Origin of the sequence: Paenibacillus sp. H1-7 (genome assembly GCF_022354825.1) — a bacterium.
Classification (GTDB): domain Bacteria; phylum Bacillota; class Bacilli; order Paenibacillales; family NBRC-103111; genus Paenibacillus_S.
On record NZ_CP031168.1, the window covers coordinates 5,935,949 to 5,959,004 of the forward strand.

23 protein-coding genes are annotated in these 23,056 nt (G+C 52.2%); all 23 read right to left on the reverse strand.

What is annotated here, in order from left to right; all coding sequences use genetic code 11:
* Positions 1 to 22: 22 nt before the first annotated feature.
* The gene (locus DVH26_RS26190; RefSeq protein WP_239627081.1) at positions 23 to 490 is read right to left on the reverse strand and encodes a MarR family winged helix-turn-helix transcriptional regulator; all 468 of its coding nucleotides are present in this window, start codon (positions 488 to 490) and stop codon (positions 23 to 25) included.
* Positions 491 to 605: 115 nt separating this feature from the next.
* Positions 606 to 1,037, reverse strand: a complete 432-nt coding sequence (locus DVH26_RS26195; protein ID WP_239627084.1) for an ester cyclase — start codon at positions 1,035 to 1,037, stop codon at positions 606 to 608.
* Positions 1,038 to 1,192: 155 nt separating this feature from the next.
* Positions 1,193 to 1,777 carry a nitroreductase family protein gene (locus DVH26_RS26200; RefSeq protein WP_481857622.1) on the reverse strand — a complete coding sequence of 195 codons (585 nt, stop codon included), beginning with the start codon at positions 1,775 to 1,777 and terminating at the stop codon, positions 1,193 to 1,195.
* Between the two features lie 217 nt (positions 1,778 to 1,994).
* Positions 1,995 to 3,362, reverse strand: a complete 1,368-nt coding sequence (locus tag DVH26_RS26205) for a class I SAM-dependent rRNA methyltransferase (protein WP_239627088.1) — start codon at positions 3,360 to 3,362, stop codon at positions 1,995 to 1,997.
* 37 nt (positions 3,363 to 3,399) lie between these two features.
* Positions 3,400 to 4,089, reverse strand: a complete 690-nt coding sequence (gene deoC / locus DVH26_RS26210) for a deoxyribose-phosphate aldolase (RefSeq protein ID WP_239627090.1) — start codon at positions 4,087 to 4,089, stop codon at positions 3,400 to 3,402.
* Between the two features lies 1 nt (position 4,090).
* Positions 4,091 to 4,519, reverse strand: a complete 429-nt coding sequence (locus DVH26_RS26215; protein ID WP_239627092.1) for an NUDIX hydrolase — start codon at positions 4,517 to 4,519, stop codon at positions 4,091 to 4,093.
* 84 nt (positions 4,520 to 4,603) lie between these two features.
* Complete coding sequence (mtaB, locus tag DVH26_RS26220) at positions 4,604 to 5,944, reverse strand: tRNA (N(6)-L-threonylcarbamoyladenosine(37)-C(2))-methylthiotransferase MtaB (protein WP_239627093.1); 1,341 nt, start codon at positions 5,942 to 5,944, stop codon at positions 4,604 to 4,606.
* Between the two features lie 5 nt (positions 5,945 to 5,949).
* Positions 5,950 to 6,762: a 16S rRNA (uracil(1498)-N(3))-methyltransferase gene (locus tag DVH26_RS26225; RefSeq protein ID WP_239627094.1), complete on the reverse strand. Its 813-nt coding sequence runs from the start codon at positions 6,760 to 6,762 to the stop codon at positions 5,950 to 5,952.
* Between the two features lie 165 nt (positions 6,763 to 6,927).
* Complete coding sequence (locus tag DVH26_RS26230) at positions 6,928 to 7,620, reverse strand: site-2 protease family protein (protein ID WP_239627095.1); 693 nt, start codon at positions 7,618 to 7,620, stop codon at positions 6,928 to 6,930.
* 9 nt (positions 7,621 to 7,629) lie between these two features.
* The gene (prmA, locus tag DVH26_RS26235; protein ID WP_239627096.1) at positions 7,630 to 8,607 is read right to left on the reverse strand and encodes a 50S ribosomal protein L11 methyltransferase; all 978 of its coding nucleotides are present in this window, start codon (positions 8,605 to 8,607) and stop codon (positions 7,630 to 7,632) included.
* A gap of 113 nt (positions 8,608 to 8,720) precedes the next feature.
* Positions 8,721 to 9,113 carry a hypothetical protein gene (locus DVH26_RS26240; RefSeq protein WP_239627097.1) on the reverse strand — a complete coding sequence of 131 codons (393 nt, stop codon included), beginning with the start codon at positions 9,111 to 9,113 and terminating at the stop codon, positions 8,721 to 8,723.
* 39 nt (positions 9,114 to 9,152) lie between these two features.
* Complete coding sequence (locus DVH26_RS26245) at positions 9,153 to 9,305, reverse strand: YfhD family protein (RefSeq protein ID WP_239627098.1); 153 nt, start codon at positions 9,303 to 9,305, stop codon at positions 9,153 to 9,155.
* A gap of 188 nt (positions 9,306 to 9,493) precedes the next feature.
* Positions 9,494 to 10,615: a molecular chaperone DnaJ gene (gene dnaJ / locus DVH26_RS26250; protein ID WP_239627100.1), complete on the reverse strand. Its 1,122-nt coding sequence runs from the start codon at positions 10,613 to 10,615 to the stop codon at positions 9,494 to 9,496.
* A 202-nt stretch (positions 10,616 to 10,817) separates the two neighbouring features.
* Positions 10,818 to 12,659 carry a molecular chaperone DnaK gene (gene dnaK, locus DVH26_RS26255; RefSeq protein WP_239627102.1) on the reverse strand — a complete coding sequence of 614 codons (1,842 nt, stop codon included), beginning with the start codon at positions 12,657 to 12,659 and terminating at the stop codon, positions 10,818 to 10,820.
* A gap of 96 nt (positions 12,660 to 12,755) precedes the next feature.
* On the reverse strand, positions 12,756 to 13,322 hold the full coding sequence (gene grpE / locus DVH26_RS26260; RefSeq protein ID WP_239627104.1) for a nucleotide exchange factor GrpE: 567 nt from the start codon (positions 13,320 to 13,322) through the stop codon (positions 12,756 to 12,758).
* Between the two features lie 117 nt (positions 13,323 to 13,439).
* A complete protein-coding gene (locus DVH26_RS26265; protein ID WP_239627106.1) occupies positions 13,440 to 14,981 on the reverse strand; it encodes a TCP-1/cpn60 chaperonin family protein in 1,542 nt (513 codons plus the stop codon).
* Positions 14,978 to 16,006 carry a heat-inducible transcriptional repressor HrcA gene (hrcA, locus tag DVH26_RS26270; RefSeq protein WP_239627108.1) on the reverse strand — a complete coding sequence of 343 codons (1,029 nt, stop codon included), beginning with the start codon at positions 16,004 to 16,006 and terminating at the stop codon, positions 14,978 to 14,980. Before hrcA ends, DVH26_RS26265 begins: the two co-directional genes overlap by 4 nt.
* A gap of 257 nt (positions 16,007 to 16,263) precedes the next feature.
* Positions 16,264 to 16,725, reverse strand: a complete 462-nt coding sequence (locus DVH26_RS26275; protein WP_239627110.1) for an N-acetyltransferase — start codon at positions 16,723 to 16,725, stop codon at positions 16,264 to 16,266.
* 201 nt (positions 16,726 to 16,926) lie between these two features.
* Positions 16,927 to 18,102 carry a radical SAM family heme chaperone HemW gene (gene hemW / locus DVH26_RS26280; RefSeq protein ID WP_239627112.1) on the reverse strand — a complete coding sequence of 392 codons (1,176 nt, stop codon included), beginning with the start codon at positions 18,100 to 18,102 and terminating at the stop codon, positions 16,927 to 16,929.
* A gap of 75 nt (positions 18,103 to 18,177) precedes the next feature.
* Complete coding sequence (gene lepA, locus DVH26_RS26285; protein ID WP_239627114.1) at positions 18,178 to 19,989, reverse strand: translation elongation factor 4; 1,812 nt, start codon at positions 19,987 to 19,989, stop codon at positions 18,178 to 18,180.
* 89 nt (positions 19,990 to 20,078) lie between these two features.
* The gene (locus tag DVH26_RS26290) at positions 20,079 to 20,480 is read right to left on the reverse strand and encodes a DUF3679 domain-containing protein (protein WP_239627116.1); all 402 of its coding nucleotides are present in this window, start codon (positions 20,478 to 20,480) and stop codon (positions 20,079 to 20,081) included.
* Between the two features lie 26 nt (positions 20,481 to 20,506).
* On the reverse strand, positions 20,507 to 21,766 hold the full coding sequence (locus DVH26_RS26295; RefSeq protein ID WP_239627119.1) for a stage II sporulation protein P: 1,260 nt from the start codon (positions 21,764 to 21,766) through the stop codon (positions 20,507 to 20,509).
* A gap of 211 nt (positions 21,767 to 21,977) precedes the next feature.
* Positions 21,978 to 22,970, reverse strand: a complete 993-nt coding sequence (gene gpr, locus DVH26_RS26300) for a GPR endopeptidase (protein ID WP_239627121.1) — start codon at positions 22,968 to 22,970, stop codon at positions 21,978 to 21,980.
* Positions 22,971 to 23,056 lie beyond the last annotated feature (86 nt).

Consider the following 23,056-nt stretch of genomic DNA (forward strand, 5'->3'; position numbering starts at 1 on the left):
GAGGGACGTCGAACCATGTCCGCTACCAGACAGGACGAAACGCTCCAGGCTTGGCATTGGGAAAGCTGTGAACCAATTCCCGCATATCGTGGCGGAGCGATCGTATGGCTTCTTCTCCAACCATCTGTTCCCAACGTCGCTCTATCGAGGAAAATACAGCTTCCGTAGTTCGGATACATCGCCAGCCACGCTCCGTTAATACGACGAGCTTCCCCCTGCGGTCGGATGGATGCGGCTCCCTGCTGACATAACCCCGCTCTTCCAAATAATCTATTGTCAAACTGGCAGCCTGTTTGGTAATTCCAAGATGATCCGCTATTTCGTTTCCCGTTGCGCCTCCATGGGATAGTTTTTGAAAAATAAATCCGTGAGACGGACGAACGTCGTCAAATCCTGCCTTGGCCAATTCATCATGCAATTCGTCTACCGCCAAGCGAAATGCAGTTGCAAAGAGAATCGTAAGCTCGTATCCCGGTGCCTCGTGCGCCAATGCCCTGTCCCCTCCTAACGAATTCGATCCAGCAAACTCATCCATCCATTTTACCACGATTCCTGAAAATAACTAAGGCCGCCCGATGAAAGAGCGACCTTAAGCATTTCATAAGCTATTTAATTCGGCAGGCTGGCTGCTGGTGAAGCTCCGCTCCGATTTGGCGCAGCAAGGAGGCTGTGTCGAAAAGCGCCCAATGCTCAGCGATTTTACCGTTGATAAGCCGATATTCGCGATAAACCTTAACATCCACACGGTTGCCGGTAGCTTCTGTCCCTCTAAACAAGCCCAAATGGGTTCCTGTCATTGCAAGTCTTACGACAACGCGGTCACCTTGCGCCACAATGCTTTCTACGGCAGAGCACTGATCCGGAAATGCAGTATGCAGGACGCGAGCCGTCTCCTTGAGTCCAATTACGTTATTAGGGACGTAAGCATGATCCTCATAATCTTCGGTTGTATACTGATCCGTACATGCGAGATTGCCTTCGTTCCAGAATGCCTGAATAAAAGAACGTACCGTTTCCATATTAGTTTCAGCTTTCATATTCAGCCCTCCACCTCACAATATAGTCAAGTTAATTGACTATATTTGATTATAACTCCGTTTCGTATTTAGTCAAGTAAATTGACTAAAATTTCGAGCCATTAAAAAACTCCCTATCGCTAAGGGCAATAATGCCTTGCGACAGGGAGCATTTATTACTCGGATATCCAGACCGTCTTCTCCGATACGGGTCTTCTCTTGCCGGGAAGCAGCTGCATGTCAGGGTAGCCAACATAGACCAGGCCTACCAATTCATCGGACGGAGCGAGTCCGAAGGCTTGCTTCATCCGCGGGTGATACATCGGTTCTCCGGAGCGCCAGATCGTGCCCAAACCCAAACCGTGCGCCGCCAGCAGCATATTTTGCACTGCGCTGTGAGCGGCCGCGAATTCCTCCATCCGGTTCACGGATGGAGCGTCGGATGGCGATACCGCCACAGCGATTACGACCGGAGCGCGAAACGCCTTGCCCGCCGCTTTGCTGCGTATCGTCTCGAGCTCTTCCCCAGCCGAACCCGCTGCGCCTTCCGCCGCAATATCGGCATATGCATCCGCCAGCTTTTGTCTGCCGCCGCCTGTCATTACGAAAAATCGCCACGGCTCGGTTGCATGATGGCTCGGCGCCCAATTGGCGGCATCCAGCAGCGCTTCGATCTGCTGTTTGTCCACCGGATCCTGCTTCACCCTGCCGATGCTGCGCCGGCCTGCAATTGCCTCTCCCAAGGACATAGATAATTTCATGAAATCCGTCATATATAATAGCCACCTTTTCTTATATCAATGGACTTGTTACCGCAAATTATTCTTGAGAATAATTATCATTCCCATTTCACATTATAAAAGCGCTGCCGCGAAAATTCAAGCCCGGCTGCAGCCTTTTCTTCTCTGAACCATTGGCACCGCTCAAAAAATAAAGCCGCTGTCTTTGGTATAGAACCAAAAACAACGGCTAATCGATCTATTTGCTCCGCACTTCAAAAATAGCAAATTTCAGATAGTTTCCTTCATCTACCCCTAAAATCCGCGGGTGATCTTTCCCTGCCGCTCTGAACTCGATCAAACGCAGTATTTTATTCGCATCGGCCGCCGCAGCGTGAATCGTTTCTAGAAATAGTTCAGGCTTCATATGATATGAACAGCTGGCGGTTACTAGATAGCCGCCCTCGTTGACCAGCTTCATCCCGTGAAGGTTGATGTCCTTGTACCCTCTGCAAGCGCCTTCGACAGCGCTGCGCGTTTTGGCAAACGCCGGAGGGTCGAGAATGACGACGTCCCACGTTTTGCTTTTGGATGACAAGGGTTGAGAGGTATCGACCTTCTTCTTGTCCGCATGTGCTCTTTCCTTACGCTGCTCGAGCCCCTTCACCTGCTCACGCAAGTATTCGAACGCGTCGGCGACTACGAATTCTACCCGGTCCTCGAAGCCGTTCAGCTTCACATTCGTTCTGGCGCTTTCAATCGCATGCTCCGAAATGTCGAGGCAGGTTACCTTCTTGGCGCCGTATTTGCACGCGTTCAGCGTAAAGCTGCCGGTATGGGAGAAGCATTCGAGCACTGTCGCACCGTCCCAGAAAGGAAAGGAAACCGTCTTCCCGTTGGCGTTAACCGGCGCTTGGACGTTCGTCCCGTCCTCCTGCACGACGTCTTTCAGCTCGATTCCGCTTCGTTTGCCCCATCCGAGCATCAGAGGAGCAATAGCAGCGCGATTTTCCCGCTGATCGAAGAAATACCCTGTCTTTTGCCCCTGCATAATATCGATATCGAGCAGCAATCCGTTCTCGGTAATCCGGACATGCTGCGGACATTCCCCATACAGCAGTCCCGTACGCTGCTCGAGACCCTCCAGCTGGCGAACGGAAACGTCGCTTCGCTCATAGATGCCGGCAGGACAGATTACTTCCGCTAATGCCGATACGATCGCCTCGCGCGCACGATCCATGCCCAAAGTAAGAAGCTGTACGACGAGAACGTCCTCAAACCGGTCGACGATCAACCCCGGCAGGAAATCCGCTTCGCCATATACGAGCCGGTAAGAACGGGCGCCGGGCAGGAATCGCTCCCGGTGCTCCAGACAGCGGCGGAACCGCTCTGCAAAAAAGTGATGATCCATCGCTTCCAGAGGTTCGTAGGAAACGACACGCACTACAATTTGCGATTCCGGATTCCAGTATCCGGTAGCGGCATACTGGCCAAGATGCGTATGTACATCAATCAATTGGCCGGGCACGGGATCCCCTTCGATTCGGTCCGCTTCCGTTTTGAATACCCAGGGATGCCCTGCTTCCAGCCGTTTCTTTCTTTTCTTGCTCAAAAATAATGAAGCCACGTTTTTCCTCCCACATTCACTTACGTCCGCTAAATGGTTAATATGTCGATGAGCCGGAAACTCCTTGCATTATAGCAACTCCCGAGCTTGTGCCGAGTCTCGTCGCTCCCGCCTCAATCATGTTCAAAGCCGTTTGTAAATCTCTGACTCCGCCGGAGGCTTTCACTCCGATAGAAGACGATACGTTGGCACGCATCAGTCGAATGTCATCGGCAACCGCTCCGCCCGGGCCGAAGCCAGTGGAGGTTTTCACATAATGTGCTCCAGCCTCTTCCGATAAGCGGCACGCTGTTTTCTTCTGTTCCTCGTTAAGGAATCCCGTTTCAAATATTACTTTGACAATGGCTTGACCCTCAACGGCGTTTACAACGGCTCGGATATCTTTCCTTACCGCATCGAAATTGCCTTCCAGAAGCTGGCCGATCTGCAATACCATATCTATCTCGGAAGCGCCCGCTTCGGCTGCTTTCGCCGCCTCGTAGGCTTTCACTCCGCTATCGTTGGCACCCAGAGGGAACCCGCATACGACGCTGATACGAACGCCGCTCCCGGCAAGGGCTTGTTTGCACAGAGGTACCCATATGCCGTTAACGCAAACACTGTAAAAGCCATACTGCACAGCTTCCTCGCACAGCTTGCGCACCATTTGCGAGGTGGCGTCGGCTTTAAGCAGCGTATGGTCAATGTACGAAGGCAGCTTTGCGATCAAGTTCGATTGGTCTGACATTCTAGTTCACCTCATATCCAAGGGAATTCAATGCTTTTTTCAATACCGTATCGTTGTTGCCGTATCCGGAGTGCGTCTGCTGATGCCAAGCCTCCAGAGGGTGAAGCCATTCGACTCCGCGAATCTCCTCCACTTGCGCCTGGAGAGAGCCTCCCGTCGCCTCGACCAAAAAATAATGCACCTCTTTATCGACCATGCCTACGCCAGCCATCGTGAATTGATAGGTGATCGTCTCTATGGGCTCCACAATCGCTCCGACAATGCCCGTTTCCTCCAGAATTTCTCTTAAAGCCGTTTGCTCTATCGTTTCTCCCGGCTCCATTTTCCCTTTGGGAAGCGTGATCTTGCCGTAGCGATCCTGAATCATTTGGACGTGAATCTCATTTCCGTTTTTGCGAAACACTACGCCTCCTGCGGAAATTTCCTTCATATCAACCACCCTTTCCGATTCCATCATTAGAAAGAACAAGGATTTCATCCTACGTTCGGAATGAAATCCTTGGCTCACTTTGCTTTACACGATCAATGCTTTGGGCATTTCAGGTACGCGCAGCAGCTGTCCCCGCGATTCGTTGACACCGGCTTCCGTAACTTTGACTTTGCAAACAGAGCCGATCCAGTCCTCGCTTCCTTCAAAAACAAGCTGTAAATAGTTGTCCGAATAGCCCATGATCAAGCCGCTGTTCGGTTCACCCTTATACGCGCGCTCCGGAATCACTTCCAGCACTTGACCTACGAATTTCTTCGCATAAGCGAGCTGCATCCGCTCGGACAAGTCGATCAACTCGTGAACGCGGGCATTCTTGAGCTCCTCGTCGATTTGATCCTCCATCCTTGCGGCAGGGGTTCCTGTACGTTTGGAATAAGGGAACACATGCATTTCAGAGAACTGCATTTGCTCCATGAACCGGTAGCCTGCGCGGAACATCTCCTCGGTTTCCCCAGGGAATCCTACGATGACGTCCGTCGTAATGGCTGCGCCCGGCATAATCTTATGAATCTTCTCAATCTTGTTTCCGAATTCGGCCGTCGTATATTTGCGGCGCATCCGGGCAAGAACGGCGTCGTCGCCCGCCTGCAAAGGAATATGCAGATGCCGGCACATTTTATCCGAGGCATTGAGTACTTCCAATACTTCCTCGGTAATTTGGCTCGCTTCGATCGAGCTGATCCGGATCCGCTTCAGTCCGTCCACTTTATCCAGATCCCATAGCAGCTTCGCCAAGCTGTAGTTCTCCATATCTTCCCCATACCCGCCGGTATGAATACCTGTCAGAACAATTTCCTGGTATCCTGCGTCCACGAGCATGTGTGCTTGCTTCAATACACTCTCCGGTTCACGGCTTCTCATCAGGCCGCGAGACCATGGGATAATACAGAATGTACAGAAGTTGTTGCAGCCCTCTTGGATTTTCAGGAACGCACGGGTCCGGTCGGCAAAATCCGGCACGTCCAATTCCTCGAACTGGCGGGTTTTCATAATATTGCGCACCGCATTGATCGGCTTGCGCTCCTGGTCCAGCTGCTGCACGTATGGAATAATTTTGTCCCGATCCTGGGTGCCGATCACCAAATCGACTCCGGGAATCGCCATAATTTCCGCAGGGGACGTCTGGGCATAGCAGCCCGTAACCGCGATAATCGCTTCCGGATTGCGGCGAACCGCACGACGAATCATCTGCCGGCTCTTTTTATCGCCCGTATTGGTTACGGTACAAGTGTTAATTACATATACATCCGCCGTCGATTCGAAATCGACCTGTTCATAGCCTTCATGCTTGAACAGCTGCCAAATCGCTTCCGTATCGTAAAAGTTGACTTTACAGCCTAACGTGTGAAACGCAACTGTAGGCATCTTCGTTATCCTCCCATCTCTCCGGTTTCATATAAAATGCAAGTAAGACCGACCATAGCGGCGGTCTCCGTCCGCAAAATGCGTCTTCCAAGACTGACGGAATGAGCCCCTGCAGCTTCGGCAGCCTTCACCTCTTGCTCGGTAAATCCGCCTTCAGGGCCGACAATTAACAGCAGCTTGATTCGCTGCTCTGCGGTATAGGCTTGAGTCGGTCCGTCCGCAGCGGTCCTGCTGACCGAAGAGTCCCGATGCTTGGTTAAGGCTTCTTGAATGCGCTGTTTCAGCTGGAGTCCGTCCTGCTTCTCATAACAAATCCAGGCTGCATCCGCCTGTCCGATCCGCTCCAAGAGCTGCTTCCACGACAAAGGCGCTTCTACGGCAGGCACCCGGTTGCGGTGCGCTTGCTCCGCCGCTTCCTTAGCGATCTTCTGCCATCGCTCCACCCGCTTGCCCTCTTTCTTTGCATCCAGCTGGACAACCGTGCGCTCTGATTGAAAAGGAATAAACCGGTCGGCGCCGATTTCGGTTCCCTTTTGAATCACGAGTTCCATCTTGTCGCCTTTCGGAAGGCTCTGAGCGATCCAAACCTCAACTGCAGGCTCATTGAGCATAGGAAGCCATTCTACTATATCGGCAACCACCCGATCCTTCTCCGGTTCCCGAAGCCGCACTACCGCTTCACGATCCAAGCCGTTGCTTACAATGACTTGATCGCCGGCCTTTCCGCGCATTACGCGGATAATATGATGTGCGTCGTCACCGACAATGGTAACGTCCGTTTCGGTTAACAGCTCGGGGGCAATAAAATAACGCTGCATGGTCTTCTCTACTTTCTTTATTCAGTGCTCGTATTTCATTAACAATTCGTAAAGCATCAAATTTCATCATACAACTTTTTTGACGAAAAAGCCACCGTTGTCAGCAATCTCCAAACGGACAGCCCCTGCCGTTATTCCCGCCGACAAGTGCATAAAAACCCGTATTCACATTTTTACCACTCCGCTGCCAAATATCCATACGGCAATCTTATGGAATGCGTTGAAAATATCCCACTGCAGAGCAAATATCGGCGCAATCGTAATTCTACGGATAGGCGGGATGAAGAACATCAAGAGCATGGCGTAGAACATCCACTGCTCGTAGGCCTTTATCTTCATCATGATCGATGTCGGCAGCAAATCCTCGATGATCCGGTAACCGTCAAGCGGCGGCAGCGGCAGCAGGTTCAAGATGAACAGAAAGATATTGGTCATGATCATAAAACTGAAGAACAGTCTGACCGCTTCGGTAACGCCTTGCGATGCATTATCGAGAACATTGAACTTGAACAGCAGGAAAAAGACCAGTAGGCTGATAAATCCCAAAATCAGATTGCTGATTGGGCCGGCCGCAGACACGATGATTCCCATAATCCGCGGATTTTTGAACCGGGCACGGTTGACCAGAACGGGTTTGGCCCAGCCGATGCCGATGATGAGAAAAAAGATCATCCCGAGCCAATCCATATGAACTCTCGGATTTAACGTAAGCCGGCCCAAGGAACGGGGAGTCGGATCCCCGAACCGGTCGGCAAAAAAAGCGTGAGCGAATTCATGCACGGTAAAGCTCAACAGCAGCACAATAAAAATGAATGGCAGCTGATCTACCGGGTAAGCCAAAAAAGAACTCCAATCCATATCGGCCACCTACAGCTTTCGGGCAATAATGACTACCCAGTCCTGATCTTCATAGCTTTCCGTTACCGTAAAGCCAACAGCCGTCAAGCCCTGCTCCACGTCCTTCTGCTTGCTCTGGATAATACCGGATACTACATAAGTCCCGCCTTCGGCGAGCACATCGTAGACATCCTTAACGAACAGCAAAATGATCTCAGCCAATATATTGGCTACGACAACCTGTACGGGGATTTTCACTCCCAGGGCAGCCGATGCATCGCCTGACGCGCTTTCCTGCAGAACTCCGAGCAAATCGCTAAGCTTCACGGTAATGTCGTTGTCCATACCGTTCAACCGGGCGTTTTCCGTCGCGCTCGACACGGCGACCGGATCTAAATCCACAGCCAGCACATGTTTGGCTCCAAGCTTCGCGGCCGCGATAGCTAGGACACCCGATCCGGTGCCGACATCGATGACGTCCTCGCCGCCCTGGATGACCTTCTCCAGCGTTTTCAAGCACAGGGAGGTCGTAGCATGTGTTCCGGTTCCAAACGCCATTCCCGGGTCAAGCTCGATAATCAGCTCCTCTTCCTGCGGCGTATATTCCTCCCAGGTCGGCTTGATCGTCAAACGCTCCGAAATACGCAGCGGCTTGAAATATTGCTTCCAAGCGTTAGCCCAGTCTTCATCGTCGACTTCCTTCAGCTCATAGGTCGGATTGCCGGTATCGATATCGAACTCCGTCAATTGAGCTACGGAACGCTGCAAAGACTCCATAATGTCTTTCATTTCGGTTCCTTCGGAAAAATATCCCTTAATAACGGCTCTTCCTTCCGGAATATCGTTGAGCGGAAGCTCGTACCATTGGCCTAACGAGGTATCTCGCTGTTTGTTCAGCGTTCCTGATTCCTCAATGGATACTCCTCCTGCGCCAAGCTCGTGAATAAAATTCGAGATCATCTCAATGGCTTCTTCTGTGGTATGTACTGTTACTTCATGCCAACGCATGGTTGTTATCCTCCCTAAACGATCAACTAAGAAATGCACATGATTCCCAGTATACAATAATTCGTCCAAACAAAAAAGCTTCCTTGTCCAGGAAGCTTCCGCTACATGTAACATTATAGCTTGCCGCCGCCGTCATTGATAACGCGGAGCGCCTGATCATAGCACCGTTCATCAACAACAACCGTCATCAGCGTATCCATCCGGTCGGTTCCCTCATAGGCGCCGGTAAATACTTCCGACATCGGCGCGCTCATACCGCTCGCATCCACACTGGCCGCCGTCAGTATCCCTTCATCAATCCCTTGGCCTTCCTTGCCTAAGGTCAAGAACGACAATCCCGGGAAACGGCCGACGAGCGGATTCATGGACTCGCTAACTCCGGTTCCGTTAATGTTATGAAGATGATCGACGGAGACGTCGGCGACCCGAAGAGCTTGTAGCTTCGGAACGATACGCTGTGCCTGTTCTTGAGACGGGAATAATGCCAATATGCTTTTCTCAGCCATGCTGCCAATACCTCCTGCAACTTCAGGTTCCTTAGTTCATCAGGACTGCTGCTGTCTCGTATCCGCCTGATTTGCGCGTTCTACCGCCTCTAGATCGTTTTCATCAGCCATTTCCGCACTGTAATCGACATCTTCGTTCTTGGCGATAGGGAGCTTGCGATTTTTTTGCAACGATTGTTGTTTATTCTTCATCCGTGGTCACTCCTCGTCAATAGGTTGAGTAAAACGCTCCTTCTATTGTCCGCAAAAGGGATGAGAATATGCGCTTGTAGCGTAACCCACAAATTGCACAAGAAAAAAAGCACACCGACAAGGGAAGCTTCCCTGTGTCAGATGTGCCTCTAATCGATATGTGCTATTCATCTAGCCATAACGAATGATTAATCGCCCAAAAACGCTTTTTTCATCCGCTCGAAGATGGACTGCTGCTGTTCGTGCGTATTTTCACCGCTCAAACGGGAGAACTCGCGCAGCAATTCCTTTTGTTCCTCGTTCATATTCGTCGGCGTCACGACAACGACCTTCACGTGCTGATCTCCTTGCCCGTAACCTCTCAGACGCGGCACGCCTTTCCCTTTTAAGCGGAAATACGTATCGGTTTGAGTGCCGGCAGGAATTTTCAGTTTGACCTTCTCGGTCAAAGTCGGTATTTCGATCTCGTCGCCCAATGCCGCTTGAGCGAACGTTAAAGGAATTTCACAGTAAATATCGTCGCCTTCACGTTCGAAGAAGTCATGCGGCTTCACCCGGATAACTACGTACAGATCGCCGGACGGACCTCCGCGCGTTCCCGATTCCCCTTCGCCGGAAACGCGAAGCTGTGCCCCATCGTCGACACCTGCAGGAATGTTCAAATGAATCGTGCGCTGCTTCTTTACTTTCCCCGAGCCATGGCACGTTCCGCACTTCTCCTTGATCGTTACCCCTTGACCGCCGCAAGTCGAACAAACGCGCCGGTTGACGATACGTCCGAAGGCGGTGTTCTGGACGACTTCCTGCTGGCCCGTACCCTTACACGTCGTACACGTTTCAGGCTTCGTACCAGGCTTGGCGCCGTTGCCGTGACATGTATCGCACGTTTCCGTACGCGGAATGTGAATATCGGTTTCTTTGCCGAATACGGCTTCCTTGAATTCGATAGTCAGAGTATACTGCAAATCGTTGCCGCGTTGTGGAGCATTCGGGTTGCGGCGCTGCCCCTGACCGCCGAAAAACATATCGAACAAGTCGCCGAAGCCGCCGAAATCGGCATTGCCTCCGAAGCCGCCGCCCATACCTTGATTCGGGTCTACATGACCGAAACGGTCGTACTGGGCTTTCTTCTGATCGTCGCTTAGCACATCATAGGCTTCTTTGGCCTCTTTGAACTTCTGCTCGGCATCGTCGGCTTTATTCACGTCCGGATGATATTGACGAGCCATTTGACGGTATGCTTTCTTGATATCATCCTGCGATGCATCCTTGCCTACCCCGAGTACCTCGTAATAATCGCGTTTGCTCATTGTTCCACTCCCATTCTTAAAGCCGATAAAAAAGTGCCCCGAAAGGGAAGCTAATTGCCTTTAGCCGCCCAAATCTCGGGATTTCCCCGCTCTATAGAAATGCCAAGCCGGTAAAAGCTTAGCAATTCCTATACAACATAGGGAAAGTCAAAGCCGGCGAGCGGCTTTGACCTGTCATTTCACTATAAAAGTTCAGGCTGGATTAGCCTTGCTTCTTGTCGTCAACTACTTCAAAGTCAGCGTCTACGACATTATCCTTTTTCGGTGCGCCTTCCGCTCCGGCTGCTCCTGCATCGCCAGCTTGCTGTGCTTGAGCTTGCTCATACAGCTTTACGGATAGCTGCTGAACCACTTCAGTCAACTCGTCCGTAGCCGCTTTGATTTCATCCAGATTATCGCCTTCCAGCGCTTTTTTCACTTTCTCTTTCGCTGCATTGGCTTTATCGATTTCGCCTTGGTCTACTTTGTCGCCAAGATCTTTAATCGTTTTATCTACCGAGTATACCAGCTGATCGGCATTATTGCGAGCCTCTACCAATTCTTTACGCTTCCGGTCTTCGTCGGCATGCGATTCAGCGTCCTTCATCATGCGGTCGATTTCTTCGTCGCTCAAGCCGCTGGAAGAAGTGATCGTAATTTTTTGGCTCTTGCCTGTGCCTTTATCCGTAGCGTTAACGTTAACGATACCGTTGGCATCGATATCGAAAGTAACTTCGATTTGCGGAATGCCGCGCGGAGCCGGAGGAATGTCTCCCAAGATGAAGCGGCCCAGCGTTTTGTTATCGTTAGCCATAGCGCGTTCCCCTTGAAGAACATGGATTTCTACGCTTGGCTGATTGTCTGCATACGTTGTGAATACTTGCGATTTTGTAGTAGGAATCGTTGTATTGCGGTCGATCATTTTCGTAAATACGCCGCCTGCCGTCTCGATCCCCAAGGACAATGGAGTTACGTCGAGCAATACAACGTCTTTCACGTCGCCTGTCAATACGCCCGCTTGAACCGCCGCTCCAAGAGCAACGACCTCATCCGGATTAACGCCTTTGTGAGGCTCTTTACCGATCAGACGTTTTACCGCTTCTTGTACCGCAGGAATACGAGTGGATCCGCCGACTAGTACAACTTTATCGATTTGGTTAGCAGACAAGCCTGCATCACTCAATGCCTGGCGAGCAGGACCCATAGTTCTTTCTACCAGAGATGCGGAAATTTCTTCGAATTTCGCGCGGGTCAAGTTGACTTCCAAGTGCTGAGGCACTCCGTCAACAACGGTAATGAACGGTAAGGAAATCGTCGTAGTCAATACGCCGGACAATTCCTTTTTCGCTTTTTCAGCCGCGTCTTTCAGACGTTGAACCGCCGCTTTATCTTTGCTCAGGTCGATGCCTTGCTCTTTTTTGAATTCAGCTACCAAATAGTCGATGATTACTTGGTCGAAGTCGTCGCCGCCGAGACGGTTGTCACCGCTGGTCGCTTTAACTTCGAAGAAACCGTCGCCGAGCTCGAGAATCGATACGTCGAACGTACCGCCGCCCAAGTCGTATACGAGAATCGTTTGGTCCTCGGATTTCTCCATACCGTATGCCAAAGCGGCTGCCGTCGGCTCGTTAACGATACGCAATACTTCCAGACCGGCAATTTTACCTGCATCTTTAGTCGCTTGACGCTGGCTGTCGTTAAAGTAAGCCGGAACGGTAATAACCGCTTGCGTTACAGTAGTACCCAGGTAAGCTTCGGCATCGGCTTTCAGCTTTTGCAGAATCATTGCGGAAATTTCTTGCGGCGTGTACTCGGTGCCGTCAATGTTTTCCTTATGGTTCGTACCCATGTGGCGTTTAATAGAAATGACGGTACGGTCCGGATTCGTGATGGCTTGGCGTTTTGCCGTTTCGCCGATTACGCGCTCCCCGTCTTTTTTGAAGCCTACTACGGATGGAGTTGTACGGTTTCCTTCCGGGTTAGGAATTACAACGGCTTCGCCGCCTTCCATTACAGCAACACAAGAGTTCGTTGTTCCCAAGTCAATACCAATTACCTTACTCATGTCGAATAGAACCTCCTTTAATTTATCAAACCAATCGGTTCATTTTGTTGTGTTGTAGTGAATCATAATCCAGGAAGATTGCAATAGCAGCAAATACTAGGAGCTGACTTTAACCATCGCTGGGCGCAGTACTTTATCTTTAAGAAGGTAGCCCTTCTGAACTTCTTCTACGACGATTCCTTCACCATGCTCTTCGGATTCCACCTGCATGATCGCTTGATGGAATTCCGGATTGAACGGCTGGCCTACCGCGTTCATCGCCTGCAGACCTTCGTTCGCTAACACTTGATCGAGTTGACGGAAAATCATATCGACGCCCTTCAGGAGCGCATCGTAATCTTTACTGTCTTTACCCGCGGCGAGCGCACGCTCGAAGTTGTCCACTACCGGCAGAAGCTGCTCGATCACCTTCAAGGAAGCGTATTTGGCGAATTCCTCTTTCTCCTGACGAGTGCGTCTTCTGAAGTTGTCAAAATCCGCTTGAGCCCGCAGGTAACGTTGATGGTTGTCATCCGCTTGCTTGCGAAGCTCCTCCAGTTCAGGGGATTGAGCTGCCGATTCTGCTGCTTCCGTGGTTTCCTCATTGGCTTCTGTATATGTAGCGTCAGCTTGAACCTCGCTCTCCGCTTGACCTTCAACAGGGTTCTTTTGTTCAGTACTCATTGTGTGTGTCACCTCCTTGACCTAATCCGCATAGTATCAAATCTATTGTAACCATCCGATATGCAATGTAAGCAGTACGGACAGGCTTGCATCATGCATCATGTGACGGAGGCCGGCTTACTCCTCCGTGCGGAGCTGCTTCATCTTGATGACCGTATGAATCCGCAGCACCGCGGCGGCTACCTCGCCCGCTGCCTGGAGCGCATGCAGCTTCACCTGGGTAGGATCCACGACGCCGTGCTCCAGCATATTGACCACCGCACCGGTATCGCAATCGATTCCGAGCGAATCGGTGCCGGTGTTAATCTGCGCCGCCTTCACTTCCTCGACCTTTTCGAGCGGATTGTAGCCTGCGTTCACGACGATTTGCGCGAGCGGCTTGCGCAGCGCCTGGGCTACGGCCGCTACGCCGAAGCCCTCCATCCCCTGGATCGTCTCACGCAGACGATCCAGATCATAGGCGGCGGCCATCTCGGCCGAGCCGCCGCCGGGCAAGCACCCGCCGCGCAGCGCAGCCTGCACGGCGGAAGCCGCATCCTTGGCGATGCGCAGCCGCTCGCCAACGACCTCGCTCGTGCTGGCGCCTACGACGATCGTCACCTGCGTCCGCCCTTTGCCTTCGGCCATACGGACGCATTCAAGGCGATCGTCGTACGATACGCGCCCAGCGAAGCCGAGATAGCCTGCCAGCTCCGAGGCAGGCTTGCGCAGCCCGCTGCGGCGTATCGGCCGCGCGCCGGTGTATTCGCACACGAGCCGGAGGTCGTGGCGCGGTACTCTCTGCACGACCATGATGCCATGGTCGGTGCAAAACTGCTCGGCGTCCGCGTTCACTCCGCGGTCGGCGATGATAAGGCCGACCTGGAGCTCGACGAGCTTCTCCAGCGACTTGCGGAACTGTTCCTTCAGCTGCATCTGCTTCTGGAAGCCGGCCTCCGTCATGAGCGCTTCATCGTCAACCGTTTCCGGCTCGAATGCATCCTGAAAGACCAGGACGGACGCCGCATCCGGCGGAAAGTCAAGCTGCGCGTTGACAGGCTTCTTCTGTATGAGCAGGCCGGGCCAAACCTCGCTTATCGCTCTGCTGTGCGATATGACTACATCGGAGAAGCGGAAATTTTCCTCCTGCAGCTTGTGAACGCCAAGCCGCTTCACCCCTTCGAGTATCAGCTCCGCCAAATCCGAATGCTCGCGGCCCGCGATATACCCGATCCGGTACAGCAGCGGATCCTTCAAGCCTTCCATGCGGCGGCTCCGTTCGGCAAGCGACGACAGAGCGGCTTGAACGCCCAGCTGGATGCCCTTGACCACCTTCGCTACCGGCACGCCGCGCGTAACCTGGGCCACCCCTTCGGCTACAAGCGCACCCGCCAGCACCGTGGCGGTCGTCGTTCCGTCGCCGACCTGCTGCTGCTGGGAGCGCGCCACCTGAATCAATAAGCGGGCGGCGGGATGGGTCACGTCCATTTTTTCAAGAATTGTGACCCCGTCATTCGTAATAATGACTTCGCCTTGGCCGCCGACCAGCATCGTGTCGAGTCCTTTGGGCCCTAGCGTGCCTTCTACAGCCGAACAAATCGCACGGATCGCTCCCGCATTGTTCAATAAAGTAGCATACGTATCGTCGCCCTCGTTCGTGACAGGTTTCATTTGGCTCATTTGTACCAGCGCTCCAGCATTGTCGTCATATCCTTGGACAGATGATTGAGCAAATTGATCACTTTGCCGTAGTCCATCCGAGTCGGTCCGAGAATCCCTATCGTCCCGAGATGCTTACCGTCGAACGAATAGGAAGCGGTGATCAGACTGCAGTTATTGATTGCTTCGACCGTATTCTCGCTGCCGATCTTCACCTGGATGCCTGCCGAGGCTCCGGTAATGATCTTGGCCAGCATCGGAGCTTCCGCCAGCAAATCGAGAATGTTTTTGACCTTCTCCATATCCTGAAATTCCGGCTGCGTCAGCATATTGGTCGTTCCGCTCAAGAAAATGCGGTCTTCCTCGCTCTGATCGACGACCCCGTTCAGCATCATCATCAGCTCTTCGTAGCCTGAAACGTAGCTCCGCATTTCTTCGCCGATCTCGGTGAACAGCTTCGATTTGAATTGCAGCAGTGGCACGTTGGCGAGGCGCGCATTCAAAAGATTGACGACCTTCTCGATCTCGGACATCGGCACGCCTTCCGGGATCGTTACCGTCTTGTTCTCCACGTGGCCGGTATTCGTTACGATAATGGCAACCGCCGTCCGCTCATTCAGCGGAACGATCTGCAAATGCCGCAGCGTCGTATTGAACATTTCCGGCTTCATGACGATCGATGTATAGTTAGTGAGATTGGACAGCATCATCGCAACGTGCTGTATGACCTGCTCCATCTCCTGCATTTTACCTGCGAAAAAAGATTTTAAAGCCTCCACCTCATGCTGCGCAAGGCTGCCGCCGAAGGTGATCAGATGATCGACATAGTACCGGTATCCTTTATGAGACGGGATCCGTCCGGCGGACGTATGCGGCTGCTCCAGATAGCCCATCTCCTCCAAATCGGACATCTCGTTCCGAATGGTGGCAGGGCTGAATCCCACATTGCCGCGCTTGGATATGCTGCGGGAGCCTACCGGCTCTGCTGAACGAATATAATCATCTACGATGGCACTCAAAATATGGCGTTGGCGTTCGGTCAACATATTCAACCCTCCCAAACATTTTCGATACGGTATTGCCGTTGTCCATTCATTGCTATAGTTACTGGGCGGAAGCTGCAACCGGGCAGATTTCCCGGTGACCTCCCACCCAACCTTTGTCAAAGCCGATCATGTCAAGAAACATCCTTTGCTGTCGCAAAAAGACGGGATCCTGCATTTTCCATTCCGTCGTTAGCACTCCAATCTGTCGAGTGCTAAATCATAATACAAAAATAACAGACCCGAAGGTCTGTGTCAAGTCAATCCAACCGCTTCAAAACGGCTATTTCATCGCAGCAATGCTGCTTTTTGCAATGAATACAGTCCCGCCATACCTTCTCGGGAAAAATCTCTTTTTGCACAACGGTAAATCCGTTCCGTTCAAAGAAGGCGACTTCATACGTCAACGCCATTACCTTGGGGATTTCCTGCCGTCTCGCTTCTTCCACCAATGCGCTGACAATTGCTTTGCCGATGCCTTGCCCTTTATATCCTGCCGTGACTCCCAGTGAACGAATCTCGACCAAATCCTGCCCTAAGCGGGTCAACGATCCGCAGCCGACCAGGCGGTCTTCTATAACAGCCACAACAAAGGTGTCAATCTGCGACGCCAGCGTCTCGCGCGACCTCGGCAGCATGATCCCCTGCTCCGCATATCCTTGTATAATATCATATAATGTATCAATGTCTTGTTCCGTCGCATTTCTGCATGTGACTGCCATAGAAAACCCACCATTCGTAGTAAAAATTCGATATGAATAAATATACAACAAGACGTATAAAAAATTCAATAAGAAAAATATACGTAAGCTCGCCTCAGACAAGCCTAGATAGCCTTCTATAATAAAACTCCCCTCCGATATCCGAATACCTCAGAATGTACTGTGGTTTTCACGATTCGAAGGGGAATGTTCCGCCTATAATTAGCTGACGCTTGCCTGCTCCAGCCCGCCCAAAAATTCGCCGAACACCTCGTTGCCGAGCAGAACGCCCTGCTCCGACAACCGGTACCCGTCCGCTGTTTTTTCCAACAGCTTCTGACTTAAGAGCTTATTCAGTACGGAGCCGAAGACGGATTCCAGCTCGCGTTGAAATTGCGTGTAGAAATCCGCACTCCTCACGCCCTTCAGCAGTCTCAGGCCTACCATCATAAAGTCTTCCATCGCATCCTGCTCGCTCACTTCATGCTTTTCAAGAATCGGAAGCCCTGTGCGGGTAGCGTCGATATACGGCTGCACGCCTTTAATATTGATGTGACGTATGCCGCGGGTATACCCGTGAGCGCCAGCCCCGATGCCGTAATAGCTCCGGTTCAGCCAATACATGCTGTTATGCCGGCTCTCGAAGCCGGGCTTGGCGAAGTTGCTGATTTCATACTGGGTATATCCTGCATCCTTCAGCCTGTTCATAATGAGCAGGAACATGTCCAGCTCCTCGTCCTCCTCGGGGAGGGGCAGCTGATTTTTCTGATACAGCGTATGGAAGAGCGTATTCTCCTCCACCTTCAAGCTGTAGATGGAGTAATGCGGCAAATCCAGGGCCAGCGCCTTATCCAGCGAATCGTTCATCGTCGCGACGGTTTGCTTCGGCAGACCGAACATCAGGTCGATGGACATATTCGTGAAACCGACCTTGCGGGCATTTTCCAGACTGCGGTATACGTCGTCCGTATTATGAATGCGGCCGATGCCCTCTAGCAGCGCATTATCGAACGACTGAACACCGAAGCTGATCCGGTTGACGCCGCCTTCCTTCATCGCCTGCAGCTTCTCCAAATCGGTTGTGCCGGGGTTCGCCTCCATCGTGAACTCGATGTTTGGCGCCTGATCCGGGAAATACGTCTTCACCCGCCGCAAAAAGCTTTCCATCTGGTCCGGCAGCAGCACCGTCGGAGTTCCGCCGCCTACAAAGATCGTCTCGATCTGCCGCGGAGGCACCAGAGTCGCCGTCTGCTCCATCTCCCGCTCCAGTGCGTCGAGATAGTCCATCACCGGCTGCCCCTTCAATACATAGGAATTAAAATCGCAATAGTGGCATTTATTCGTGCAAAACGGAATGTGGATATAAACCGCCTGAGGCGTTTCGTGCCTTTGAATCATCGTTATTCTCCTCCTTTCCTTCTTCTTAATGCAAAAGCAGATGCGCTTGCTTGGGCGCACCTGCCTCGCTCTCATCTATTCGTCGATTCTCAAAACGGCCATGAACGCTTCCTGCGGCACCTCGACGCTGCCGACCTGCTTCATCCGTTTTTTACCTTCCTTCTGCTTCTCCAGCAGCTTCCGCTTCCTGGAAATGTCACCGCCGTAACATTTGGCGAGTACGTTTTTGCGCATTGCCTTAACGGTTTCACGGGAGATGATCTTCTGACCGATCGCCGCCTGAATCGGCACCTCGAACATTTGACGCGGAATAAGATCCTTCAGCTTCTCGCAAATGATTCGGCCTCGGTTGTAAGAACGATCGCGGTGTACGATGAACGACAAGGCGTCGACCTGCTCTCCGTTCAGCATGATATCCATCTTCACGAGATTGGACCTTCTGTAGCCCGACAGCTCGTAATCGAACGATGCGTAGCCTTTGGTGCTCGATTTCAACTGATCGAAGAAGTCGTAGACGATTTCGGACAGAGGAATTTGGTACGTCAGCGTTACCCTTGTCGTATCCAAATACTCCATGTTGACGAACTCGCCGCGCTTGCCTTGGCAAAGCTCCATGATCGCCCCAACGTAATCGTTCGGAACAATAATCGCCGCTTTGACGTACGGCTCTTCTACGAAGTCGATTTTGCCGACCTCGGGGAATAGGGACGGGTTCTCAATCGTGAGAACCTCTCCACTAGTCAAAGTGACTTTGAACACAACGCTCGGCGCCGTCGTAATCAGCGGAATATTGAACTCGCGCTCGATCCGCTCCTGAATAACGTCCATATGGAGCAGACCGAGGAAGCCGCAGCGGAACCCGAAGCCGAGCGCCGTCGATGTCTCAGGCTCCCAGCTAAGCGAAGCATCGTTAAGCTGAAGCTTTTCCAATGCTTCGCGCAGGTCGTTGTAATCGCTCGTTTCGATTGGATACAATCCGCAGAACACCATAGGGTTGATTTTGCGGTAACCGGGCAGTGCTTCCGGAGCCGGATTTTTCGCATCCGTTACCGTATCCCCGACGCGCGTATCGCCGACATTCTTAATTCCCGCTACGATGAAGCCTACGTCGCCGATGTCCAAAGAATCCACGATCGTCATCCGCGGCTTGAACGCTCCGACCTCGATAACCTCGAACACCTTGTCGGTAGCCATAAATTTGATTTTCGATCCCGAACGGATGGTCCCGTCCAAAACGCGGACGTACACGATGACGCCTTTGTAAGGGTCGTAATGAGAGTCGAAAATAAGCGCCTTCAGCGGCTGATCGGGACTGCCTGTCGGAGCCGGCACTCTTTGTACGACCTGCTCCAGGATTTCCTTGATCCCGATTCCGGCTTTGGCCGAAGCCAATACCGCTTCGCTTGCATCCAGGCCGATAACATCCTCGATCTCCTGCTTTACCCGATCCGGGTCAGCGCTTGGCAAATCGATTTTGTTGATGACCGGCAAAATTTCCAGATTGTTGTCGAGCGCCAGATACACGTTCGCCAGTGTCTGCGCTTCGATACCTTGCGCCGCGTCAACGACCAGCAAGGCGCCTTCACAGGCCGCCAGGCTTCGGGATACCTCGTACGTAAAGTCGACGTGTCCCGGCGTATCGATCAAATTCAAAATATATTCTTCACCGTCTTCCGCCCGGTAGTTCAAACGTACGGCTTGCAGCTTGATGGTAATGCCCCGCTCCCGCTCCAGATCCATCTGGTCGAGCACCTGCTCTTGCATCTCGCGCGAAGAAAGTGCTCCCGTGAACTCCAGAATACGGTCGGCCAACGTCGATTTGCCGTGGTCGATGTGGGCAATAATCGAGAAGTTTCTTATCTTTTTCTGTCTTGCTACAATATCCATCTGCGCGGACCCTCACTAACCTACAAATTTACAATACCTCTAATTATAGCAGTTGTGAGGTTGCGCATCAATGGATGACTGACCAAAGCTTATCCTGTAATTGCATCGAAGATCGCGACGAACCATTTCACGCCATGATGCGCAATAATTTGCAGCAGCTCTCCAAGCTTGTTGCCGAGCCGGTTGATCCCCGACGCTTCCGTAATTTCCGCCTTCGGCTCAGGGGGCTCGGACTCCGCTTTCGCCTTTTCCTTGGATTCCTGGGAGGCGGGCTTGGGAGTCGTCTTGCCGCTGCTCGTCTCTTTTGCGGCTGCCTTATTGTCCTGTGCCTTGTCGGTCTGCCACACTTTGCCCGTACCCGAAGAGGAAGGAGCCGCCGTGATCGGCCCCTGAACCTGCTCGACGCCCCGAGTCGCCAAATCGACGCCGAAGAAGATACTGAACCCGATCCCCAACACAATTAGCAGCAGCTTAACGTAAAAATTCCTCACCTTTCCCGCCCCCGTAATCCTGAATTCTAGTTTGCTTTCTTGCCGTCCTTAGTTTCGCCCGGCGCGCTTCCGTCCACCTTTTGCACATTTAGAACGACTTCAGATATGACCTGAGCCAGCAAATCGACCGTCCGGTAGCACTCCTCGAGCGAATTATCCACTCCTCCCACCTCAATCAGCACGCTGTTCGGTGAAAAGTTCTGGTTGTAGACGCCGTTGCCTTCGCCCGCTTTGGCGAACATCCCTTTGGATATGCCCGGATATTTGGCCTCCATCGTCTGGTGGATTTGCGAAGCGAACTCCTCGTTCTCTTTCCAATTAGGGTTTTTGCCTCCAATAATAAAGTACAGCTGCGCATAGTCTTTGCCGTTCAACGTAACCGTCGTTTTTTCCCTCCGCTGCGAATCGCGGTGAATGTCGAAGTAAAATTTCAGATCCGGATGGGATGCCGACGCTTCCTGCAATGTTTTCAGAGAGTATTTATAGGAATACGGGTAATAAAACTTTTTCTCTATAGCGGGGTAGTTCTGATCGGAATGAACCGCTCCAATCCCGTCTTGCTCCAGCTTTTGCGCCAAACGGAGGCCAACGAGAGTGACGTTCTTCTTGGAGTCGTAAGCTTTGTCGGGATCCGTTACGCCGGGAAGCTCGGGCAAATACGATTCGGTATTGTGCGTTTGATAGATGAAGGCGATATTTTTCCCTGCGGTTTTGGGCCCCTGGGCGGTCGGTGCAGGGATGGCCGGACCTTGAACGGCTCCTTCTCCTTCATTAGAGACAGGCGGATTAGCGGTGATCGCGCCTTCGCTGCCTTCTCCCGTCTTCGGTAGGGCGTCCGCCTTGGGACCGTAATCCTCCGGACCGTCATGTCCGGTGGTGCTCGTTTTGCGTAATACAACGGCACGGTCGCTTGTCATGCCCGGCATTTCTCGGGCGATGAACGTTTTCGGATCCTTCAGGTTCAGATCGGTAATAAGAGAGAACAAAAATCCGGAGACGTTGGCCTGAGAGAACGTGAACGATTTACCCTCATTCTGCAAATGGGGCAGCTCCATCCCCATCATATCCATAAAAAATTGGCTCGATACGGATGAGGCCAAGCCTTTCATGGACGAGCTCGGCTCCGCGTTGGTCAGCCTCGACTGGGCGTAGCCTAGCAGCCCTAACGCTACGAAAAAGAGCAGGCTTCCGGTTACCAGATAGCTTATGACTCGGAAGTAGACTCTCAGGTCTTGTCCCGCTTTGCGATATTTGCTTAAATTGACGGTTACGGCAGTCCATTTCATCGTGTTAATCCTCCCTATCAACCTATCATTCAATGACTCAACAACAACGAAAGCTTCTACTTCAAATCTATGAGCGAATGGTAGGAGCTAGAACCATAAAATCATAGTCATAGTTTGTAAATTCCAGTAGATTCGTTACGCGCAAAAAAGCGTCAAGCCATCGGCTGAAAACACCGAGCTTAACGCTTTCTTCATTAATAAAGGAGACGTATCAATGCGTATACGCCGATACGTTATCCGAATCGACCGCTTCATGCAGCGCGGCATTCAGGCCGCTTGCAATAATGTTGGCGATGTCTTCGATAAATTGATCGATTTCCTTCGGAGTCACCAGCAGATCGTGGCCCAGCGGATTCAACACTTCTCTAACGAGCTCAAGCCGCTCATTCTCCTGCATATTGTCGAGCAAGCCCAATATTTGCCCCGTATTGCTCGTCTGCTTCCGGAAGTGGTTATGCATCATGTCGAACGCGTTGTTAACGATAGTGGAAGCATAGACGACGGTCGGAACCCCGATCGCTATGACGGGAACGCCCAATGTATCCAGCGTCAGCCCTTTGCGCTTGTTGCCGATTCCCGAGCCCGGATGAATCCCCGTGTCCGCGATCTGTATCGTTGTGTTCACCCGCTCCAGCGAACGGGAAGCGAGCGCATCGATAGCAATGACGAGATCGGGCTTGGATTTCTCCACGATCCCCTGAACGATCTCTCCCGTTTCGATTCCGGTGATGCCGAGCACGCCGGGCGCTACCGCACTGACCGGACGGTAGCCGGGGCTTACTTGATCGGGCATCAGCTCGAAGTAATGCCGGGTCACCAGCATATTCTCGACTACAATAGGCCCGAGCGCGTCAGGAGTGACATTCCAGTTACCCAGCCCGATGACCAATACCTTCGCCATCGGTGCGATATTGAGCTTGGCCAGGAAGGCTTCGAATTGCTTTGCCATCACCATGGCGACTCGGTCCTGCAGGTCGCTGTCCTTCACGCGGAGCTCCGGAACCTCGATGGTAATATAATGACCGGGAAGCTTGCCGACGGACCGCGAGCCTTCCTCAGAGGTAATGTCGATCGTGCTGATCTTGATTCCTTCTAAATTTTCGACGGATCTATGTACACCCGGAATGAGCTGTCCTGACGAAGAAGCCAGGTCGTGCGCCTCGAGGGCAAGGTCGGTACGGACGGAATAAACGCTTAAATCCATTGAGCTGTTCTCCTTTCGGCATAAGTCTGCTAATTATTGTGTGACAAAGCATTGGACGCTATTCAAACATTTGTCAGGCCTGTCCG

Excerpts from the sequence above, each read along its gene's own strand:
- hrcA (WP_239627108.1), bottom strand. The coding sequence starts at position 16,006 with ATGTTGACCGAACGCCAACGCCATATTTTGAGTGCCATCGTAGATGAT.
- prmA (WP_239627096.1), bottom strand. The coding sequence starts at position 8,607 with ATGCGTTGGCATGAAGTAACAGTACATACCACAGAAGAAGCCATTGAG.
- DVH26_RS26230 (WP_239627095.1), bottom strand. The coding sequence starts at position 7,620 with ATGGATTGGAGTTCTTTTTTGGCTTACCCGGTAGATCAGCTGCCATTC.
- DVH26_RS26195 (WP_239627084.1), bottom strand. The coding sequence starts at position 1,037 with ATGAAAGCTGAAACTAATATGGAAACGGTACGTTCTTTTATTCAGGCA.
- DVH26_RS26200 (WP_481857622.1), bottom strand. The coding sequence starts at position 1,777 with ATGAAATTATCTATGTCCTTGGGAGAGGCAATTGCAGGCCGGCGCAGC.
- mtaB (WP_239627093.1), bottom strand. The coding sequence starts at position 5,944 with ATGCCTACAGTTGCGTTTCACACGTTAGGCTGTAAAGTCAACTTTTAC.
- dnaK (WP_239627102.1), bottom strand. The coding sequence starts at position 12,659 with ATGAGTAAGGTAATTGGTATTGACTTGGGAACAACGAACTCTTGTGTT.
- dnaJ (WP_239627100.1), bottom strand. The coding sequence starts at position 10,615 with ATGAGCAAACGCGATTATTACGAGGTACTCGGGGTAGGCAAGGATGCA.
- lepA (WP_239627114.1), bottom strand. The coding sequence starts at position 19,989 with ATGGATATTGTAGCAAGACAGAAAAAGATAAGAAACTTCTCGATTATT.
- deoC (WP_239627090.1), bottom strand. The coding sequence starts at position 4,089 with ATGTCAGACCAATCGAACTTGATCGCAAAGCTGCCTTCGTACATTGAC.
- DVH26_RS26215 (WP_239627092.1), bottom strand. The coding sequence starts at position 4,519 with ATGAAGGAAATTTCCGCAGGAGGCGTAGTGTTTCGCAAAAACGGAAAT.
- DVH26_RS26275 (WP_239627110.1), bottom strand. The coding sequence starts at position 16,725 with ATGGCAGTCACATGCAGAAATGCGACGGAACAAGACATTGATACATTA.
- hemW (WP_239627112.1), bottom strand. The coding sequence starts at position 18,102 with ATGATTCAAAGGCACGAAACGCCTCAGGCGGTTTATATCCACATTCCG.
- DVH26_RS26265 (WP_239627106.1), bottom strand. The coding sequence starts at position 14,981 with ATGAGCCAAATGAAACCTGTCACGAACGAGGGCGACGATACGTATGCT.
- DVH26_RS26225 (WP_239627094.1), bottom strand. The coding sequence starts at position 6,762 with ATGCAGCGTTATTTTATTGCCCCCGAGCTGTTAACCGAAACGGACGTT.
- gpr (WP_239627121.1), bottom strand. The coding sequence starts at position 22,970 with ATGGATTTAAGCGTTTATTCCGTCCGTACCGACCTTGCCCTCGAGGCG.
- DVH26_RS26240 (WP_239627097.1), bottom strand. The coding sequence starts at position 9,113 with ATGGCTGAGAAAAGCATATTGGCATTATTCCCGTCTCAAGAACAGGCA.
- DVH26_RS26295 (WP_239627119.1), bottom strand. The coding sequence starts at position 21,766 with ATGAAATGGACTGCCGTAACCGTCAATTTAAGCAAATATCGCAAAGCG.
- grpE (WP_239627104.1), bottom strand. The coding sequence starts at position 13,322 with ATGAGTACTGAACAAAAGAACCCTGTTGAAGGTCAAGCGGAGAGCGAG.
- DVH26_RS26245 (WP_239627098.1), bottom strand. The coding sequence starts at position 9,305 with ATGAAGAATAAACAACAATCGTTGCAAAAAAATCGCAAGCTCCCTATC.